This is a genomic window from Lysobacter sp. Hz25 (genome assembly GCF_046097045.1).
GTDB lineage: Bacteria > Pseudomonadota > Gammaproteobacteria > Xanthomonadales > Xanthomonadaceae > Lysobacter > Lysobacter antibioticus_B.
In genome coordinates this window covers 4,152,515-4,169,611 of the sequence record NZ_CP175666.1, presented here as the reverse complement: position 1 = coordinate 4,169,611, position 17,097 = coordinate 4,152,515, and the positions used below count along the sequence as shown (strand labels likewise).

At 67.6% G+C, this 17,097-nt stretch carries 20 protein-coding genes; 9 read left to right on the top strand and 11 right to left on the bottom strand.

Annotated features, from left to right (window positions below):
- Positions 1–20 precede the first annotated feature (20 nt).
- The 5 genes from ACKN61_RS17100 to ACKN61_RS17080 all read left to right on the top strand — a co-directional run bounded on the left by ACKN61_RS17100 (position 21) and on the right by ACKN61_RS17080 (position 5,399).
- The gene (locus tag ACKN61_RS17100) at positions 21–1,223 is read left to right on the top strand and encodes a sensor histidine kinase (RefSeq protein ID WP_031374137.1); all 1,203 of its coding nucleotides are present in this window, start codon (positions 21–23) and stop codon (positions 1,221–1,223) included.
- Positions 1,220–1,873 (top strand): response regulator transcription factor, encoded by a 654-nt coding sequence (locus tag ACKN61_RS17095; RefSeq protein WP_031374136.1) that lies wholly within the window; start codon positions 1,220–1,222, stop codon positions 1,871–1,873. Before ACKN61_RS17100 ends, ACKN61_RS17095 begins: the two co-directional genes overlap by 4 nt.
- A 368-nt stretch (positions 1,874–2,241) precedes the next feature.
- Positions 2,242–3,333: an SRPBCC family protein gene (locus tag ACKN61_RS17090; protein WP_408950531.1), complete on the top strand. Its 1,092-nt coding sequence runs from the start codon at positions 2,242–2,244 to the stop codon at positions 3,331–3,333.
- 844 nt (positions 3,334–4,177) lie between these two features.
- Positions 4,178–4,708 (top strand): DUF423 domain-containing protein, encoded by a 531-nt coding sequence (locus ACKN61_RS17085; RefSeq protein ID WP_408950530.1) that lies wholly within the window; start codon positions 4,178–4,180, stop codon positions 4,706–4,708.
- 1 nt (position 4,709) lies between these two features.
- Positions 4,710–5,399 (top strand): DNA-3-methyladenine glycosylase family protein, encoded by a 690-nt coding sequence (locus tag ACKN61_RS17080; protein WP_408950529.1) that lies wholly within the window; start codon positions 4,710–4,712, stop codon positions 5,397–5,399.
- An 80-nt stretch (positions 5,400–5,479) separates the two neighbouring features.
- Here the strand turns inward: ACKN61_RS17080 and ACKN61_RS17075 are convergent, their stop codons facing one another.
- The 6 genes from ACKN61_RS17075 to ACKN61_RS17050 form a co-directional block, all read right to left on the bottom strand.
- Complete coding sequence (locus ACKN61_RS17075; RefSeq protein ID WP_408950528.1) at positions 5,480–6,283, bottom strand: D-alanyl-D-alanine carboxypeptidase family protein; 804 nt, start codon at positions 6,281–6,283, stop codon at positions 5,480–5,482.
- Between the two features lie 65 nt (positions 6,284–6,348).
- The gene (locus tag ACKN61_RS17070) at positions 6,349–6,528 is read right to left on the bottom strand and encodes a DUF4177 domain-containing protein (RefSeq protein ID WP_223621623.1); all 180 of its coding nucleotides are present in this window, start codon (positions 6,526–6,528) and stop codon (positions 6,349–6,351) included.
- A complete protein-coding gene (locus tag ACKN61_RS17065; RefSeq protein WP_031373527.1) occupies positions 6,525–6,707 on the bottom strand; it encodes an Arc family DNA-binding protein in 183 nt (60 codons plus the stop codon). Before ACKN61_RS17065 ends, ACKN61_RS17070 begins: the two co-directional genes overlap by 4 nt.
- Positions 6,704–7,072, bottom strand: coding sequence for a hypothetical protein (locus ACKN61_RS17060; protein ID WP_408950527.1), 369 nt, complete (start codon positions 7,070–7,072; stop codon positions 6,704–6,706). The genes ACKN61_RS17065 and ACKN61_RS17060 overlap by 4 nt, the downstream gene beginning before the upstream one ends.
- Before the next feature lie 10 nt (positions 7,073–7,082).
- Positions 7,083–7,946: an SPFH domain-containing protein gene (locus ACKN61_RS17055; RefSeq protein ID WP_408950526.1), complete on the bottom strand. Its 864-nt coding sequence runs from the start codon at positions 7,944–7,946 to the stop codon at positions 7,083–7,085.
- A 195-nt stretch (positions 7,947–8,141) separates the two neighbouring features.
- Positions 8,142–9,122 carry a hypothetical protein gene (locus ACKN61_RS17050; RefSeq protein ID WP_408950525.1) on the bottom strand — a complete coding sequence of 327 codons (981 nt, stop codon included), beginning with the start codon at positions 9,120–9,122 and terminating at the stop codon, positions 8,142–8,144.
- 108 nt (positions 9,123–9,230) lie between these two features.
- On the opposite strand from ACKN61_RS17050, the gene purT reads away from it, so the two are divergent.
- The 3 genes from purT to ACKN61_RS17035 all read left to right on the top strand — a co-directional run bounded on the left by purT (position 9,231) and on the right by ACKN61_RS17035 (position 11,391).
- Entirely contained in the window at positions 9,231–10,430 is a 1,200-nt protein-coding gene (purT, locus tag ACKN61_RS17045) for a formate-dependent phosphoribosylglycinamide formyltransferase (protein WP_408950524.1), read from the top strand.
- Positions 10,431–10,533: 103 nt separating this feature from the next.
- Positions 10,534–10,941 (top strand): hypothetical protein, encoded by a 408-nt coding sequence (locus tag ACKN61_RS17040; RefSeq protein WP_408950523.1) that lies wholly within the window; start codon positions 10,534–10,536, stop codon positions 10,939–10,941.
- A 90-nt stretch (positions 10,942–11,031) separates the two neighbouring features.
- The gene (locus ACKN61_RS17035; protein ID WP_408950522.1) at positions 11,032–11,391 is read left to right on the top strand and encodes an ADP-ribosylation/crystallin J1; all 360 of its coding nucleotides are present in this window, start codon (positions 11,032–11,034) and stop codon (positions 11,389–11,391) included.
- Between the two features lie 317 nt (positions 11,392–11,708).
- On the opposite strand, the gene ACKN61_RS17030 is transcribed toward ACKN61_RS17035, so the two are convergent.
- The 4 genes from ACKN61_RS17030 to ACKN61_RS17015 form a co-directional block, all read right to left on the bottom strand.
- Positions 11,709–12,173: a hypothetical protein gene (locus ACKN61_RS17030; protein WP_408950521.1), complete on the bottom strand. Its 465-nt coding sequence runs from the start codon at positions 12,171–12,173 to the stop codon at positions 11,709–11,711.
- A gap of 8 nt (positions 12,174–12,181) precedes the next feature.
- The gene (locus ACKN61_RS17025) at positions 12,182–13,435 is read right to left on the bottom strand and encodes an endonuclease/exonuclease/phosphatase family protein (RefSeq protein ID WP_408950520.1); all 1,254 of its coding nucleotides are present in this window, start codon (positions 13,433–13,435) and stop codon (positions 12,182–12,184) included.
- A 178-nt stretch (positions 13,436–13,613) separates the two neighbouring features.
- Positions 13,614–14,039, bottom strand: a complete 426-nt coding sequence (locus ACKN61_RS17020; protein ID WP_031373518.1) for a hypothetical protein — start codon at positions 14,037–14,039, stop codon at positions 13,614–13,616.
- A 125-nt stretch (positions 14,040–14,164) separates the two neighbouring features.
- A complete protein-coding gene (locus ACKN61_RS17015; RefSeq protein ID WP_408950519.1) occupies positions 14,165–14,929 on the bottom strand; it encodes an arginyltransferase in 765 nt (254 codons plus the stop codon).
- Between the two features lie 131 nt (positions 14,930–15,060).
- Here ACKN61_RS17015 and ACKN61_RS17010 point away from each other — a divergent pair, with 131 nt between their 5' ends.
- On the top strand, positions 15,061–15,690 hold the full coding sequence (locus tag ACKN61_RS17010; protein WP_408950518.1) for an EF-hand domain-containing protein: 630 nt from the start codon (positions 15,061–15,063) through the stop codon (positions 15,688–15,690).
- An 85-nt stretch (positions 15,691–15,775) separates the two neighbouring features.
- On the opposite strand, the gene ACKN61_RS17005 is transcribed toward ACKN61_RS17010, so the two are convergent.
- Positions 15,776–17,071 carry an RNA polymerase sigma factor gene (locus ACKN61_RS17005; protein ID WP_408950517.1) on the bottom strand — a complete coding sequence of 432 codons (1,296 nt, stop codon included), beginning with the start codon at positions 17,069–17,071 and terminating at the stop codon, positions 15,776–15,778.
- Positions 17,072–17,097 lie beyond the last annotated feature (26 nt).

The window sequence follows — 17,097 nt, the reverse complement described above, 5'->3', positions numbered from 1 at the left end:
CATACCGTTAGCATGCATTCATGCTGGCCCGTCTGACCCATACCCGATTACTACGTTACGCCGGCCTGTTCACTTGGGGCCTGGTCGGCTCCTGGCTGTTGTCGATCTGGCTCGACCCGGATTATTTCCAGCCCGGCCACGGCGAACCGGTGGCCGGCCTGTATTTGCAGATTTTGCGCTGGGTCGCGGTTTACGCCACTTTCGGTGCGGTCTACTGGTGGATAACCCGCTCGCTGGGCGAGCGCCGCACCGGCTTGCTCGATTACCTGCAATTGCTGGTGCTGGGCGGGTGCGCGATCGGCATCAGCTATTACTCCGGCACCGGCCTGGGCAGCGTGCTGCTGATGGTCCTGGCCGGGCTGCTGCCGTGGATGGTGCCGCTGCGGGTCGGTGTGATCGGGCTGATGGTCCTCAACCTGGTCATCATCCCGGTGTTTATCGAGGCGGTGCAGATGCCGCCCTTGCTGGCGGTGCTGCAATCGCTGCTGTACACCGGTTTTTCCGGTTTCGTGTTCCTGACCGCCCTGGTCGCCAAGCAGCAGACCCAGGCCCGGGAAGACCAGCGCCGGCTCAACGCCGAGCTGCGCGCGACCCGCGCCCTGCTGGCCGAGAGCGCGCGCATCAACGAGCGCACCCGCATCTCGCGCGAGCTGCACGACCTGCTGGGCCACCACCTGACCGCGCTGAGCCTGAACCTGGAAGTGGCCGGCCACCTCTCGGAGGGGCGGGTCAAGGAGCACGTCCAGCAGGCGCATACTCTGGCCAGGCTGCTGCTGACCGACGTGCGCGAGGCGGTGAGCCAGTTGCGCGAAAACGGCGCGATCGACCTGGCCCTGGCCTTGCGCCCGCTCGCCGAAAACGTACCGGCGCTGGATATCCGCATGGAGATCGAGACGCCGCTGACCCTCGACGACCCGGAGCGCGCCCACGTGCTGTTGCGTTGCACCCAGGAGATCGTCACCAACACCGTGCGCCATGCCGGCGCGCAGCATCTGTGGATCGACGTACGCCGCAGCGGCGACGACATCGTCATGAGCGCGCGCGACGACGGTCGCGGCGCCGATCACCTGGTCACCGGCAACGGCTTGCGCGGCATGCGCGAGCGTTTGCAGCAGTACGGCGGCCGGCTCAGCATCGAAACCCGTGCGGATGCCGGCTTCTGCCTGCAACTGACTCTGCCCGCCACCGCGGCCGCCATGGCCCGCGAAGGAGCTTTGACATGATTCCCAACCCCATCCGCGTGCTGCTGGTCGACGACCAGACCCTGGTACGCCAGGGCGTGCGCTCTCTGCTGGCCCTGGCCGAGGGTATCGAGGTCGTGGCCGAGGCCGGCGACGGCCGCCAGGCCGTCGAGATCATCCCGACCGTGCGCCCGGACGTGGTCCTGATGGACATGCGCATGCCGGTGATGTCCGGCCTGGAGGCGCTGCAGGCCCTGGCGCGCTCGGGCTATCTGCCGCCGACCATCATCCTGACCACCTTCGACGACGACCAACTGGTTCTGGCCGGGCTCAAGGCCGGCGCCAAGGGCTATCTGCTCAAGGACGTGTCGCTGGAGCAACTGGTCGGCGCGATCCAGGCCGTGGCCGACGGCGGTTCGCTGGTTCAGCCGGCAGTAACCCAGCGCCTGCTGTCGGGCCTGGAGCACATGCGCAACGATTTCGTCAGCCTGGACCGGCCCGACCCGCTGACCGAGCGCGAGACCGAGATCCTGCGCCTGATGGCCGGCGGCTTCTCCAACAAGGAAATCGCCAATTCGCTGGGCGTGGCCGAAGGCACGATCAAGAACCACGTCTCCAACATTCTGTCGAAGCTCGGCGTGCGCGACCGCACCCGCGCGGTGCTCAAAGCCTTCGAACTGCAGTTGGTCTGAGCAGCGGCGCCGCGACCGCGCGCAGTCGTTGCGCGCGAGGGCCTTCGGCGCGATCGACGCGCGCCGCGCCGGCCCCGGACGGTGCGTCGGCGTGGTGTGCGATTGACTGCAGTTGCGCATCGGCGGAGCGGCGAGGGGCGGGGCATACCCACGCGAATGTGGCGGCTTGGCGGCGAAAAGCCGGCTGTTTCCAGGTTTTTCGCCGCGCATTGCCGGGTCCGGCTCGGCCTCGGGCCCGCGCCCGGCGTCGTGCGGGATGCGGCCCGTCGATTTTCTTGCCTGTGATGGCTGCCCTTGCCGGGATTTATCTTGCTACGATTGTGGGTCTGCGCCCCGGCCCGATCCGGGCCCGGCCCTGGAGAACCTGAATGACCCGTCTGATCGAGATTTTGATTTCACTGGCGATCGTCGCCGTGCTGTTTCTGGTTGTCGGCGTGGTTTTGCCGTCGAGCCGCCATCTGTCGCACTCGGTTGAGACCAACCGCAAGCTGACCATCGTGTTCGACACGTTGAACAGCGTGCGTCGCTTCAAGGATTGGAACCCGCTGGTGCTGCGCGACCCGGCCATGGAGGTCAAGCTGACCGGCAAGGATGAGGGCGTGGGCGCCCGCCTGGAGTACTCGTCCAAGGAACGCGGCCTGGGCAAGGGCAGCTGGGAAATCGTCAGCAGCGAGCCGGGCAAGTCGGTCGGCTACAAGATCGTCAACGAGGAGCGCGGCGACAACAAGCGCACCGAGTTCAAGCTGCGTCCGACCGGCAAGAACAACCGTAACGTCGAGATCACCCAGACCTACGACGTCGACTACGGCTGGAACCTGCTGGGCCGTTACTCCGGCATGTACGTCAGCAGCAACGTCGGCGAAGACATCAAGATGGGTCTGGCGCGCCTGAGCAACATGCTGGCGACCGTCCCGAACTACGACTATTCGAAGCTGTCCGAAGTCGACCCGGCCAACGCGCCGAAGGTCCTCGACCGTCCGGCCGAGAACGTGCTCAGCGTGACCGCCGCGGTCGCGCGCGACAACGAGAAGATCAAGTCGCAGATCCACGCCAACATGGAATGGATCAAGAAGGTCATCGCCGCCAACGGCCTCGAAGCGGTCGGTCCGATCCGCGTGGTGACCAACGAGTTCGGCAGCGAGACCTATTCGTTCGACGTGGTGCAGGTGGTGCGCAAGATCGGCGACACCAGCACCGAAGCGACCAAGCTCGACGTCAAGATCGAAGGCGCGGGCAACCCGGTCAAGGCCGAGTTGCTGCCGGCCAGCAAGGTCGTCGTCGCCACGAGCGGCGGCCACAACATGGCCGCGCTGGCTCCGGTCCGCGATGCCGTCCGCGCCTGGGCGCTGACCCGCGGCTACACCACGACCGAGCGTCCGTACGAAGTCTGGAAGGCCGGCATCGACCAGAGCTTCGACCCGGCCCTGGGTCAGTTCGACGTGTACTGGCCGATCAAGTAACACCGACCTGCATGGTCCGCTGAGGCGGGCCGGCGATCGACGAAAACGCGCCGCGGCTTCCGCGGCGCTTTTTTTTTGTGGGCGCTTATCGCCGTGGGTCTTGGCTCAGGGGAGGGGCGGCGTCCCCCAGGGATTTTCCTGCGATCACGAGCCGCGATCGCGAATCTCAGGTAGCGTTGCATCTTTCGTAGATGTGTTGTCTCAACATCAGTCGTTGCCGTGATTTTGATCTGCTTTTCCGCTGTACCGGTCAAATGGAGACCCGGAGGGCGGCGCACAGGACGTGCGCCGTTTTTCGATAGGACAAGGATGTCCTATCGAAAAATCCCGGCGCGGGCATCGCACTCGTGGCTTGTGCCCTTGCAAGGAGAGCCCTTTTCTTTGGTTACCTTTCTTTTGGGCTTAGCAAAAGAAAGTAACCCGGCCGCGTGAGCGGGCGGAAGCTCTGCACTTGCTTGAAGGCTGCGCCGGAGACCGCTAGGACGTGGTCGCGACTCACGTCGCTCCTACAGGGGCAAGCTTCGCACTTGCCTGTCGCTTTGCAGAAGCAAGATCAAACGATAAGAGCTTCCGCCACTAAAGCGGCGGGTTACTTTCTTTTGTCATAAGCAACAAAAGAAAGGTAACCAAAGAAAAATGCTTTTCTTTGAATCAAAGGTCCGCATGAGCGATGCCGACGCAGGGATTTTTCATACGGGACATCCATGTCCCGATGAAAAACGGCCCGCATCCATGCGTGCCGCCCTCTGGGTCTTCGACTGCCTTCGCTAGTGCGAAGCTACGCACAGCCGAAGCAAAGCAACCGCAACGGGCCCGCGTCGGATACGAACACAGCCGACTCAGCATGGCCGAGCCCACTCCGGCGATCCCACATCCGCAACATCCGCATAGCCACGCCCGCGCCACCATCGGGCTTGGCTGCTATCGTGCTCATCCGGCGGCGCAGGCTTGGCGTCTGTCGCCCGGCACCGAGGTTCCCGAACGCATGAACTCTTCCTCGCGCGAACTTTCTTCATCGGCGTCCGTGCCCGGCGGAGCGCGTGCGCTGGCCGCGGCCGGTGCGGTGCTGGCCGCTCTGGCGGTGGCCTTGTCGGCCTATGCCGCGCACGTCGCCGATCCCGCGGCGCAGTCGCGATTGCAGACGGCGGCCGTGTTCGCTTTCGGGCACGGCGTGGCCCTGGTCGCGCTGGCGCCGATCGCTCGGCGTACGCTGGCGCGGGTCGCTCTGCTGGCCTTGCTCGTCGGCGTGCTGGTGTTTTCCGGCGGCCTGGCGGCGGCATATTTCTTCGGCGCTTCGACCCGATTGCTGCCCTACGGCGGCAGCCTGATGATCCTGGCGTGGCTGGTCTACGCCGCCGACGCGTTGAGGCGTTGAGATGCCGCGACATGTCCGGGGGTTCGACGCCGAGGCCGCGCACGCTTATCTGAGCAAGCGCGATCGCAAGCTCGGCGCATGGATGAAGAAGGTCGATCGGCTGGAGAACGGGCCGATCCCGACCGATCCGCGTTGGCGCCAGCGCTTCGACCCGGTCGATGCCCTGGCGCGGGCGATCCTGTTCCAGCAGCTCAGCGGCAAGGCCGCCTCGACCATCGTCGGCCGGGTCGAAGCGGCGATCGGCAGCGACCGCCTGCATTACGACACCCTCGGCCGTTGCGACGACGCGGCGCTGCGCGCCTGCGGCGTATCCGGCAACAAGCTGCTCGCGCTGCGCGATCTGTCGGCGCGCGAATCGCGCGGCGAGATCCCGGACCTGCGGCGCATGGCGACGATGGACAACGACGCCATCATCGCCGCGCTCGTGCCGATCCGCGGCATCGGCCGTTGGACGGTCGAGATGATGCTGATGTTCCGCCTCGGCCGCCCCGACATCCTGCCGGTCGACGACCTGGGCATCCGCAAGGGCGCGCAGCGCGTCGACAAGCTCGACGAGATGCCGCCGCCGAAGGCCTTGGCCGAACTCGGCGAACGCTGGGGGCCGTATCGCAGCTACGCCAGCCTGTACCTGTGGCGGATCGCGGATTTTTCCGAGGCCGCCAAGCCCAGGACCAATCGCTCGCAGGATTGAGCGCGGGCCGATTCGGGGCATTGTCGATGTCCCGCGCGGCGATGGCGGTGTTTCATCGCTGACTTGCAGCGGCGTGCGGATTACTTCGCGGCGTAACGCCAGTGCCACGGCTCGTAGACGATGCCGTGCGGATTGTCGCGCGGGTAGCTCATGACGTAGCCGTAGCCGCCGGCGTTGTCGCGCAGCCAGGCGAAGGCCGGGGTGTGCTCGAAGGATTCTTCGGCCGGCGGTTCGCCGGGGGTGCCGATGTCGAGGGCCAGGCCGCTGTGGTGCTCGCTGTAGCCCGGCGCGGCGTTGACGGTGAGGATCTCGTCGACGCCGAGGCCGCGCGCTAGCTTGCGCTCGAAAATGCCGAGTTGGTAATGGTGGCTGCGATAGCCGGAGATGGCATCGAGGACGATGCCGTCGTGCACGGCGGCCTGGCGCAGGTGGCTCCAGGCACGTGCGGCGCCGGGATGCAGCCACAGCGGCCGGCGGAAGCGGTCGACGCCGGCGTAGGCGAGGCGGTCGGGTTCGGCGATCAGGCCCAGGCCGGTTCGCGCTTCGTAGCCGTCGCAGTCCAGGCCGAGTGCGGACAGCCGCTCCTCGATCCGATCCAGCGGCAGCTCGTGGATTCGCAGCAGTCCCTCGCGGCGGTATTCGACGATGGCGTCGAGCGCATCGAGGGCCTGGCCGATGCCGTCTTCGTGGATCAGCCGGTGGACAAGCGGCAACAGGCCTTCGGGCAGGTCGGCGGCGAGGAAACGGCCGTCGCGCTTGCGTCGCAGCACGTGCCGCGCACGCGACAGCGCGCGGGCGTCGTGGTTGCTGCGCGCGCGCAGCAGACCGCCCGGCCAGAGTTCGATCTCGGGCGTGTTGATCAGAAGGTGGCCGTGGCCGCGCATGCGCTCAGATTAGCCGGCGAGGGCGCGTCGCGCCACGTTCGCGGATGGCGCTGGGCATGGTGCCGTCAGGCCGGTTGCTTGAAATACAGGCGGGTGCCGAGAATGCTCGGGTCGTGCTCGACCGACACCAGTTCCCAGCCTTGCTCGCCGCGTTTGTCGAGTTCTTCCTGGATGCGTTGCCGCATCGGCGACTCGAACAGTTGATAGGTCAGCTCGACGACTTGATGTTTCCACTTCTGGGTCATGGGTCTTCCTCGGGAGTCGGGGTGTCCTGGCGCGGCAGCCGCCCATTCTTGCGCAGGGCGTCGCGCAGGACATATTCGATCTGGGCATTGAGCGAACGCAACTCGTCGTCGGCCCAGCGCTGCACGGCGGCGAGCACCTCGGCATTGATGCGCAGCGGATAGGCCTTCTTCTCGCTCACCGTCGGCGCGTCCCTTCGCCGCCGCCGGGGCGGTCGCGATAGCTGCGGCGGGCCGTGCTGATCGCGAGGATCAAGGCGACGGCTAGGCCGTTGACCGCCAGCAGCAGGGCGACCACGACCAGTGCGATGCGGCCTTCGTTGTCGCCGGCCCAGTAGAAGCCGGCGCCGCCAAGGAGCATGGCCACGCCGGTCGTCGCCAGCAGGCGGGCGAGTTTCGCCGCGGTGCGGGCCGGGTCGGGCAGGCGCGAGGCGTCCAGGCCATTGATCAGGTGCAGGTTGCCGCGCGCGACCAGCACCGCCGAAACCAGGATCGGTACGGCGCTGACCGCCATCGCGATGGGGACGAGGTAGTCGTGGAGGGTCATCGGGGACTGCTCAGTACAAGCTGCCGGCGTTGACGATCGGCTGCGCGCCGCGGTCGCCGCACAGCACCACCAACAGGTTGCTGACCATGTGCGCCTTGCGCTCTTCGTCCAGTTGCACGACGCCGTTCTTCTGCAGCTCGGCCAGGGCCATTTCGACCATGCCGACCGCGCCGGCGACGATGCGCGTGCGCGCGGCGATCACCGCGTTGGCCTGCTGGCGTTGCAGCATGGCGTGGGCGATCTCGGGCGCGTAGGCGAGGTGGCTGATGCGCGCATCGATCACGTTGACGCCGGCGTCGGCGAGGCGGTCCTGCAGTTCCTGTTGCAGGTGCAGGGATATCTCGGAGGCATGGCTGCGCAGCGACAGCTGGCCGTCTTCGTGCTGGTCGTAGGGATAGCTGGTGGCCATCGCGCGCAGCGCCGACTCGGATTGGATGTGCACGAAGGTTTCGTAATCGTCGACGTTGTAGACCGCTTCGGCCGAATCGACCACCTGCCAGACGATCACCGCGGCGATCTCGATCGGGCTGCCGTCGAGCTCGTTGACCTTGAGCTTGCCGCTTTCGAAGTTGCGGATGCGCTGGCTGACCTTGCGCTTGGCGTAGAGCGGGTTGTTCCAGCGCAGGCCGTTGTCCTTGACCGTGCCGACGTACTTGCCGAACAGGCTCAGCACCGCGGCCTGGTTGGGCTCGATCTTGTACAGGCCGGACAGGCCGAAGAAGGCGAGGGCGCCGGCCAGGATCGCGACGATCACGCTGGCCCCGCTTTCGCTGGCGACGCCGCCGAGGAAGGCATAGGCGCCGACCGCGCCGAGGCCGAGGCAGCCCAGCAGGACCGGAATGCCTGAGAGGGATTGGGTGGGGTTCTCTTTCATGGCGTCCGTCTCGCTCGTTGTCCAAGCACATTGATATCAGATTGATATCAGATCTGGAATGCCCGGCCGTCGGAAAAAGCGGCACGGGCCCGGCAGGAAGAACGGAGCCGTTTGGATCGACGAGGGGCAGGGCGGCATCGCGGCTAGGGCCACAGCAGGGAAACGCCGGGTACCCGTAGCGCGGCGCGAACGCCTTCAGGGCGTGATCCGGTACAGCGGCGCCGGGATGAACTCGCCGGTGGCGTAGAGGCTGCGGCCATCGGCCGACCACCCCAGGGCCTCGGCTTGCGGCAGCCAGGGCAAGTCGCTGACCCGGGGGCGGCCGGCGACGGCCCGGGCCCAGCTCTGGCGCGGCTGGCGCGGGTACAGCAACAGATAGCGGTAGGTCATCACCGCCAGGGTGTTGCCGTCGGGGGAGATATCGGCGGCGGTGACCTGGCCCTGCAGCTTGGCCCGGGTCGGATTGTTGCGGCGCAGTTGCGCATCGGGTTCGGGGATGCCGGCCAGGCCGCCGAGCCGGGTCGCGGTCTGCAGGGCGTTGCCGGCCGGCATCAGCGGCAGCGAGAACAGCTCAGGCGGCTGGCGCTTCTTGGAGATCAACAGGATCTGCTTGCGCGCGATGTCGACCGCCACCGCCTCGCAATCGCGCGCGCCGTCGGGCCAGCGGAAAGCGATCGACCAGGCCGGCTTGAGGCGCGCGTTCTCGATCTTCGCCGGCTCTTCGATCACATGCAGTTGCAGGCTGCGGCGCAGGCCGCCGTTGTCGCCGGTATCGGCGATCAGCAGGTACTGGCGGCCGTCGAGCTCGAAGGCGGCGATGTCTTCCCAGTCGGTCTTGGTGACGCCTTCGATGCGCAGGGTCGCCAGCCGGTCGCCGTTGTCGGCGACCGCGAACAGGCGCTCGGGATTGCCGCCGTCGTCGTGCATCCACAGCACGCCGGGATGGCGGCGCGAGGCGGCCAGGCCGCTGATCTCCGACAACTGCGGGTCGAGCATCATGCCGGCGAGCTGGCTGCTGCCGTGCGGGGGCGCCTCGGGTTCGCCCGTGCACGCCGCGAGCAGCGTCGCCGCCAACAGCAGCGCCAGCCGTCGCGCCGCACGGGGGCGGCGGGCGTGGCTGGACTGCGGTGCGGGGGCGACGGCGCGCGACGCGGGCCGAGGACGGGCGAAGGGCATGGCCACAGCATCGCATGGGCGATGCGCGCCGCCATAGTCCGGCGCCGCGCCGATGGCCCGGAAAGTTAGACTAGGCTCATCCACCCCATGGTTTTACGAGGATTCCGCATGACCACGCTCGGCACGCCGCTGTCCCCGCACGCTTTCCGCGTGCTCCTGCTCGGTTCGGGCGAACTCGGCAAGGAAGTGGCGATCGAACTGCAGCGGTTCGGGGTCGAGGTGATCGCGGCCGACCGTTATGCGAACGCGCCGGCGATGCAGGTGGCCCATCGCAGCCACGTGCTCGACATGCTCGACGGCCAGGCCATCCGCGCCTTGATCGCGGCCGAACGGCCGCAATTGATCGTGCCGGAGATCGAGGCCATCCATACCCAGACCCTGGTCGAGCTGGAGCAGGAATTCGCCGCGCGCGGCAGCGACACGCGGATCATCCCGACCGCGCGCGCGGCGCGGTTGACCATGGACCGCGAAGGCATCCGCCGCCTGGCCGCCGAGACCCTGCAACTGCCGACTTCGCCCTATCGCTTCGTCGACACCGCCGAAGACTATCGCGCCGCGGTTGCCGAGCTCGGCCTGCCGTGCGTGATCAAGCCGGTGATGTCGTCCTCGGGCAAGGGCCAGAGCCTGGTGCGCAGCGCCGACGCCATCGACGCCGCCTGGGACTACGCCCAGACCGGCGGCCGCGCCGGTGCCGGCCGGGTCATCGTCGAGGGCTTCATCGACTTCGAATACGAAATCACTCTGCTGACCGTGCGCCACGCCGCCGGCACCACCTTCTGCGCACCGATCGGCCATCTGCAGCGCGACGGCGACTACCGTGAAAGCTGGCAGCCGCAGGCGATGGCGCCGGTGGCGCTGGCGCGGGCCCAGGAAATCGCCCGCACCATCACCGACGACCTCGGCGGCTACGGCGTGTTCGGCGTCGAGTTGTTCGTCAAGGGCGATGAAGTCTGGTTCAGCGAAGTTTCGCCGCGCCCGCACGACACCGGCCTGGTCACCTTGATCTCGCAGGACCTCAGCGAGTTCGCCCTGCATGCGCGCGCGATCCTGGGCCTGCCGATCCCGACCATCCGCGAGTTCGGCGCCTCGGCCTCGTGCGCGGTGCTCGCCCAGGGCCACGGTGTGCCGGTGTTCTCCGGCGTCGACGCCGCCTTGGGCCAGGTCGATACCCAATTGCGTTTGTTCGGCAAGCCGCGCGTCGAAGGCCACCGCCGGGTCGCGGTGACGCTCGCGCTCGGCCAGGACGTCGACGAAGCGCGTGCGAAGGCGCGCGAGGCCGCCGCGCAACTGCAGGTCGAATTGCGTTGATCGTCGCGCGCGCTCACGATCGTCGGGTCGGCGCCGCTGCACGCGCGCCGATCCGAAGCTTTGCCATACCACCGCTGCAGGACCGCGTTTTCAGGGGAGCGCCATGAACGAGACACAGGGCTACGCCGTATTTTTCTTCCCGCAGGCGTTGGAAGTGCTCGGCGAAGCCATCCGCCCCTACCTGCTCGACGGTCCGGTCGGGCCGCACGTGCTGTGTCGCGAGATCGACACCGGCGGTGCCTTCATCGAAATGACCCTCGAAGGCCGCGCTTCCGACGGCCGCGACCTGTCGCTGGAGCTGATGGTGCCGGGCAACATGGTGCGCATGATCGTTTCCGCGCACGGCGAGGGCGCCTTCGGTTTCGGCCCGCGCGTGGTGCGCACCGCGCCGGCCGCGAGCGTGGCGGCTGCGCCCACACCGGCCGCGCCCGTGCCGGTCGTCGTACCCGAGCCCACGCCCGCAGTGCCCGATACGCCCGCGCCGGTGACGGCGAAGGACAAGCCGGAGTAATCGGGCGAACACCGAGCGGATGCGGGCGCAGCGATCCGGGGTTCCAACAACGATCAGGTGCCCGAGCATGGCACCGACAGGAGGTCAGCCATGAGCAAGTCCGACACGATCACTTTGTATCGACCGGTGGGCCCCGAGGAACTCGCGCTGCTGCGCCAGAGCGGATTCAAGCGCTGGCCGCCGCGGTTGCCGGAGCAGCCGATCTTCTACCCGGTCAGCAACGAGCGCTACGCGGCCGAGATCGCCGAACGCTGGAACGTAAAAGACAGCGGCTACGGCGCGGTGACCCGGTTCCAGGTGCGCGCCGATTTCATGGCGCGCTACCCGCTGCAGAAGGTCGGCGGCGAGCACCACACCGAATGGTGGGTGCCGGCCGAGGAATTGGAACAACTCAACGATCATATCGTCGGGACGATCGAGGTGATCCGGGAGTTTCATGCGACGGCTTGAGTCGCTGAAGTCGGCCGTCTAGGTACCGGCCTATGTATCTGGTCGCTGCCATGCACCCGCAGCCCGTTATCCCCGCGCGGGCGGGGATCCATCGGATTTCGTGCGAGAACGCCTGAGGTCTCTGCGCCCGTTCAAGGCGCACAGCGCCCTGGCGTTCATGGATGCGCGAGCCAATGCGTCGCAAGCGGATCCAGTCACCCCCGCCTTCGCGGGGATGAAGAGTTGTGTGGTCTGTCTCGCCGGAATCCCTGGGGATTAGCGACCGCCGCGTATTGCGATCGCAAGCCAAGCCTTGAGCCGAGCGGAGCGTTGTCGTTTCAGTCGCGCAACTGGATGATGTGCGCGGTCGAGTCCCGGTAACGGACACGGCCGATCTTGCAGGGCACCGTGTGAGTGATCGATGCCGCTTCGGGCGGCGGCTCCACGTCCCATTCGATTCCATCGAAGTCGTAGGGGAAGGGCACACCGTTCGGATTGGCCGAGTGCAGGTACACCGCATTGCTGCCGGTGTCCTCGCATAGCGTGGCCCAACATTGCACGGCGAAGGGCCTGCTGCGTGCGAACGCGTTCAAGTCGAGCAGCAGTCGCCAGGTCAATTCGGCCACCCGTATCCGGTCCGATAACGAACGGTTGCCGCGGCCTCGCCAATCGATATGGGTATGCCAGAAATCGAAAAAATCGCTGTCTGCGATCCAATCGAAGGACTGGCGGCGGCGCTCGATGCGAGCCCAATAAGCCTCCATGCGCTTGAGATAGCGACGGTCCATCGATTCGTTCTTCATCGCCAAGCTCAATCCGCCAGATCCACCCACACCAGATGGTGGTCGCTGGCTTCGGAAATCCTGGCGTCGGCGGTGCCCGGCTTCGGCCAGAACACGCCGGTGCCTCGCACGTTCCAGCCGCGCGAGGGCAGTGCGTAGTCCAGGCGCAGTGTGCCGGCCTTCGGGCCGAAGTCGCCGGTGTGTTCGGCAGTGTCGCCCTTGCGCGCGAAACCGTAGAACTTCGCGCGTTCGACTGCGCCTTCGCTGCGCGGTGCCTGGCTCGCATCGACGCGCGGGTGATCGAGCAATTGCTTGATCGAGCCCGGTACGCCGTCGCCGTCGACCGGGTCGGCGTTCATGTCACCGACGATGACGAAGCGCGCATCCTCGGCGAGGCCGCCGCAGCGGCCCTGGTCGTCGCACAGCCAGGCCGGCGTGCCGCCGTCGAGGTAACGCGCCCACAGTTTGATTTCGTCGTGGTTGCGCGCGCCGTTGCGGTCCTCGGGGCCGTCGAACACAGGCGGTGTCGGATGCGCGGCGAGCAGATGCAGCACGCCGAGCGGGGTACGCACCGGCACGTCCCAGTGCGACTTCGACGACAGCCGCATCTGCGGCCAAGCCGTCGCCGAATACCAGGGTTTGCCGGTGTCGGGATGGCGCGGCTGGCGCGCGCCGGGCAGGGCGCTCCATTTGAAGGTCTGGAAGCTGCGTACCGCGGCGGCGTCGATCGGATAACGCGACAGCACCAGCATGCCGTATTGGCCCGGGTGCAGACCGTAGCCCCAGGCATCGTTGCCACGCGCGCGGTCGCCGCGCTGGGCATCGCCGGCCAGGCCATCGCCGTCGAGGTCCAGGCCGCTCGGCACGCCGGTGTTGACCGGGGCCAGATAGCGGTAGGGATAAGACAACGCCGCGCCGCCGCCGTCCTGCGCCACTTCCAGGTAGTCGCGCTGGAACAACTCGGCTGCGCGCTGTTGCGCGTCGTAGTCGAATTCGTTGAGCAGCACGACGTCCGGACGCACCCGCTGCAGCACCGCGGCGATCTTGCGTGCGTTGCCGTCGCCGGCTTCGAGGCGGCGGATCAGGCCGCCGTCGGCGTCGTCGTAGAGCGAGGTGTTGTAGGTCGCCACGCGCAAAGGCGCAGCGACCGACGCGTCTGCCTGGTCGCGGACCCAGGCCTTGGGATCGCCGTGTACGTTCACCTGGGTGCAGGCCGTCATGAGCAGCGCGGCAAGGGCGGCGCCAGCGTGGAAGGGAAGTCGGGAGGCAGGGAGTCGAAGCATGCGCGCATGATGGCATGGCCCCCGCCGCGGCATCGTTACAGGCTCGGGCGGAATCGCCGAGTGATCCCGATCGCCCTGTGCGCATCGGTTGCAGCGACCTGGAGCGCAAACAACGACGCCCCGGCGAACCGGGGCGTCGTGTCGAAACGAAGAGCGTGTCGCGAAGTATTGCGAAGTATTACAGGGTGCAACCGAACGCGGCGTACTGAGCCTTGCTCTGGTCCAGCGCGGTCTTGCACGCGGTGGCCAGGCTGGCCTTGCCTTCCGGCGTGCCGGCGGCCTGCTTCCAGGCGCTGCGGCTCGAATCGATGCCGGTCTGGAACGCGGCGCGCTGGGCTTCCGGCACCTTCTCGGTCAAGCAGGCCGAGATCTTGTTGAGGTAATCGTCGCACTCGGGCACGCCGACGCTGTCGACGACAGCAGCGGCCGGAGCCGCCGGCGCAGCGGCCGGGTCGGTCGCCGCCGGAGCGGCGGTATCGGCCGGCGCGGTGGCGGCCGGCGCGTCGGCGGCCGGAGCAGCGTCGGCGGGCTTGTCGGCCGGCTTGTTGCAGGCGGCCAGCGCGAGGGTGATCGCGGCAGCCAGGAACAGGGTGTTCAATTTCATTGCGGACTCCATGTGGCGGTGAGTTGAATGGGTGGCGGCTCCATTGCCATGCCTGAGCGGCGCCGTTCCCGCACGTCGTTGGTTACGACCGGGCTACGAGATACACGACCTGAACGAGACGAGTGTTACAAATGTGTAAAAACCCGCCAATCGCGACCATCGAAAGCTTCGAGCGGGCGGAAACGGCGCTTGTAATCCATCTTCGGATGCCCGGCGATCCAATAGCCGAGATAGAGATGGCTGCGGCGTTCGCGGCGGGCCCATTCGATCTGGCGCAGGATCGCCAGGGTGCCGAGGCTGCGCTCGGCCAGGTCGGGGTCGTAGAAGGTGTAGACGGCCGACAAGGCGTTGTCGACCACGTCGGTGACCGCGACGGCGAGCAGGCGGCCATGGCCGCGCGGCGCGGGCTCGCGTAACTCCAGGAAGCGGTTTTCGCTCCAACTGCCGATCAGGAACTGGTCGAACTCGATCGCACCGTGGCCGTCCATGCCGCCGCCGGCGTGGCGCGAGGCGAGGTAGCGCTTGTAGAGGTCGAGCTGCTCCTCGTTGCGTTCGGCCGGATGCACGCGCATCTCGACCTGCGCATTGCGCGCCAGGCAGCGGCGCTGGCTGCGGTCGGGCACGAACTGCTCGACCGGGATGCGCACCGCGACGCAGGCCCGGCAGCCGCTGCAATGCGGCCGGTAGACGATGTCGCCGGAGCGGCGGAAGCCCCAGCCCAGCGCATGCGGATACCACTCGCGCAGGCGCGGATCGCGCGGGTCCAGGACCAGGTCGCGGGCGACGCGCTCGGGCCAATAGCCGCAAGCGTGCTCGCCGGTGTGGAACAGGCGGAGGTCGTCGCTGTCCGGCTGCGGTTGCGTGCCCATGGGACCAGCATAGCGCCGCATCCGTGCCCTGCGCATGGGGTCCGGTCGCTGTCTTGCCACTGAACCGGAACGGGGCCGTGTCAACCGCCCCGGGCCGGGGGCGTTGATCCAGTCATCGGCGCCACGGTGGCGCCTGCCGCAGGAGTCAACGCATGAACCGTTCCCCCCTTTATGCCGCCTTGTTCGCCGCGGTCGCTTTTGCCGGTGCGGCCATGGCCGCGCCCGCGGACGGCTCGGCGACGCCGCGCGCGCACCTCAAGATCGACGCCAATCAGGACGGTGCGATCAGCCGTGAGGAGGCCGCCCAGCACCCGCGCCTGGCCGAAAAGTTCGACAGTCTCGACAAGAACCGCGACGGCAAGCTCGACGCCAGCGAACGCCCGCAGCGTCGCGGCGGCCGCGAGCACGGTGGCCGTCATGGCGGCCACGGCGGTATCGCCGGGCTCGACAGCGATGGCGACGGCCGCATCAGCGCCGCCGAAGCGGCGAAGTCGCCGCGCATCGGCGAGTCCTTCGCCAAGATCGACCGCAACCGCGACGGTTATCTGGTGCGCAGCGAATTGCGCGCCTACCACGAGAGCGAGCGCCCGAAGCGCGAAGCCGAGCGCGCCAAGCGCTTCGACGAGCACTTCGCCGCCGCCGACCTCAACCGCGACGGCAAGCTCAGCAAGCTCGAAGTCGAAGAGAAGATGCCGCGCCTGGCACGCAACTTCGCCTTCCTCGACGAGGACCGCGACGGCTTCCTGAGCAAGGCCGATCTCAAGCCGGTGCCGCATCGCTGAGCGTGGCCCGATCCGGCTCGCGCTGGATCAATCGCGAAAGGGCGCACTTCGGTGCGCCCTTTCCGTTTCGGCATGGCAATGCCGCTCAGCCGAAGCGGCCGCCGAGATACAGAGCGAGCACGACCGAAGTCGCTGCCAATAGGGTGCTCCACACGATTGCCGGTGTTCCCAATACCCAACGATACGTCGTGCTCTGACGTGGATCGGAGCCGGTCTCGCGCTGGATGCGCTCGAAGCTCGGTGCCAGTGCCCGCGGCATCGTGATCAGGAGTTGCCACAGCGATATCGCGAGAAACAGCACGGTCACCGTGATCGGCAGCACCCAGCCCCGGTCGAATTCGATCGAGGCGACGAAGGCGATGGCGAACGCGGCGCCGGTGGCCGAAGTCAGGCGTACGAAGCGGGCGATTTCGCGTCGCTCGTCGGCAGTGGCGGCGAACGAAAGCAGATAGCGGGCGATCAGTACCGTCGCCACCGTGCCGCCGACGAAGCCGCCGATCAGCGAACCCAGCGAGTGACTGGCCCAAGACGCAAGCGAGGCTGAAATCGATGCGGCATCGAGCGGTGCGCCGGTCATCGCCTCGGACACTGGCGAGAACACCCGTTCGACCATGAACACCAATACGCTGCCGACCACGCCGCCGGAGGCGCTGGCGGTGCCCAGGCCGCCGGCGCCGAACTTGCCGGCCAGGCTCGAACCGATCGAGCCGGCCGCGACCACCGCGGTGGTGGTGCCGGTCGGCGCGATCACGCCCAGCGCGCTTGCGACCATGGTGGTGAAACCGACCGACGGCGCGCTGGCGCGGGCGAACACGGCGAAGCGGTCGAGCAGTTCGCTGCGCACCGTGCTGCGCGCACGCGACAGGCGCTTGCGCACGGCGGCGTCGCTGAGGCCCAGCAAGGCCGCGACCTGCTGCGAGCTCTGGCCTTCGCGGTAATACAGCAACAGCACTTCGCGGCTTTCGTCGGGCAGGGCCGAGATCAGTTCGGCGGCGACTTCGGTGCGCTCGGCTTCGATCAGGCGTTCGACGGTGCTCGGTTCCGGATCGGCCGCGGCGGCGATCGCCGCCTCGACGTCGTCGACGCCGCGCGGGAGCCGCTGGCGCGAGCGCAAATGGTCGTTGGCGAGGTTGCGGGTGATCTGCCGCAGCCACGGCAGGAAGCTGGACGGGTTCTGCAGCTTGCGGATGTTCTGCCAGGCGCTGAGGAAGGCCTCCTGGGCGATGTCCTCGCTGGCGTGCACGTCGCGCACCATCGCCAGAGCGATCGAGGTGACCGAGTTCTGGCAGGCCGAGACGATGCGCGAATAGGCGGCGCGGTCGCCGCCGGCCGCGGCCGGCAGGTCGTGGTCGATGATCGAGGACAGGACTTCGGCGTTCATGCGGCGCTCCGGCGCTCGAGCGAGCG

What these genes read in the sequence shown, in the direction of transcription:
- ACKN61_RS17080 (WP_408950529.1), top strand. Translation starts at nt 4,710, where the DNA reads ATGCCGCGACATGTCCGGGGGTTCGACGCCGAGGCCGCGCACGCTTAT.
- ACKN61_RS17060 (WP_408950527.1), bottom strand. Translation starts at nt 7,072, where the DNA reads ATGACCCTCCACGACTACCTCGTCCCCATCGCGATGGCGGTCAGCGCC.
- ACKN61_RS17035 (WP_408950522.1), top strand. Translation starts at nt 11,032, where the DNA reads ATGAGCAAGTCCGACACGATCACTTTGTATCGACCGGTGGGCCCCGAG.
- ACKN61_RS17030 (WP_408950521.1), bottom strand. Translation starts at nt 12,173, where the DNA reads ATGAAGAACGAATCGATGGACCGTCGCTATCTCAAGCGCATGGAGGCT.
- ACKN61_RS17025 (WP_408950520.1), bottom strand. Translation starts at nt 13,435, where the DNA reads ATGCTTCGACTCCCTGCCTCCCGACTTCCCTTCCACGCTGGCGCCGCC.
- ACKN61_RS17095 (WP_031374136.1), top strand. Translation starts at nt 1,220, where the DNA reads ATGATTCCCAACCCCATCCGCGTGCTGCTGGTCGACGACCAGACCCTG.
- ACKN61_RS17010 (WP_408950518.1), top strand. Translation starts at nt 15,061, where the DNA reads ATGAACCGTTCCCCCCTTTATGCCGCCTTGTTCGCCGCGGTCGCTTTT.
- ACKN61_RS17090 (WP_408950531.1), top strand. Translation starts at nt 2,242, where the DNA reads ATGACCCGTCTGATCGAGATTTTGATTTCACTGGCGATCGTCGCCGTG.
- ACKN61_RS17015 (WP_408950519.1), bottom strand. Translation starts at nt 14,929, where the DNA reads ATGCGGCGCTATGCTGGTCCCATGGGCACGCAACCGCAGCCGGACAGC.
- ACKN61_RS17005 (WP_408950517.1), bottom strand. Translation starts at nt 17,071, where the DNA reads ATGAACGCCGAAGTCCTGTCCTCGATCATCGACCACGACCTGCCGGCC.
- ACKN61_RS17040 (WP_408950523.1), top strand. Translation starts at nt 10,534, where the DNA reads ATGAACGAGACACAGGGCTACGCCGTATTTTTCTTCCCGCAGGCGTTG.
- ACKN61_RS17020 (WP_031373518.1), bottom strand. Translation starts at nt 14,039, where the DNA reads ATGAAATTGAACACCCTGTTCCTGGCTGCCGCGATCACCCTCGCGCTG.
- ACKN61_RS17075 (WP_408950528.1), bottom strand. Translation starts at nt 6,283, where the DNA reads ATGCGCGGCCACGGCCACCTTCTGATCAACACGCCCGAGATCGAACTC.
- ACKN61_RS17100 (WP_031374137.1), top strand. Translation starts at nt 21, where the DNA reads ATGCTGGCCCGTCTGACCCATACCCGATTACTACGTTACGCCGGCCTG.
- ACKN61_RS17085 (WP_408950530.1), top strand. Translation starts at nt 4,178, where the DNA reads ATGGCCGAGCCCACTCCGGCGATCCCACATCCGCAACATCCGCATAGC.
- purT (WP_408950524.1), top strand. Translation starts at nt 9,231, where the DNA reads ATGACCACGCTCGGCACGCCGCTGTCCCCGCACGCTTTCCGCGTGCTC.
- ACKN61_RS17050 (WP_408950525.1), bottom strand. Translation starts at nt 9,122, where the DNA reads ATGCCCTTCGCCCGTCCTCGGCCCGCGTCGCGCGCCGTCGCCCCCGCA.
- ACKN61_RS17070 (WP_223621623.1), bottom strand. Translation starts at nt 6,528, where the DNA reads ATGACCCAGAAGTGGAAACATCAAGTCGTCGAGCTGACCTATCAACTG.
- ACKN61_RS17055 (WP_408950526.1), bottom strand. Translation starts at nt 7,946, where the DNA reads ATGAAAGAGAACCCCACCCAATCCCTCTCAGGCATTCCGGTCCTGCTG.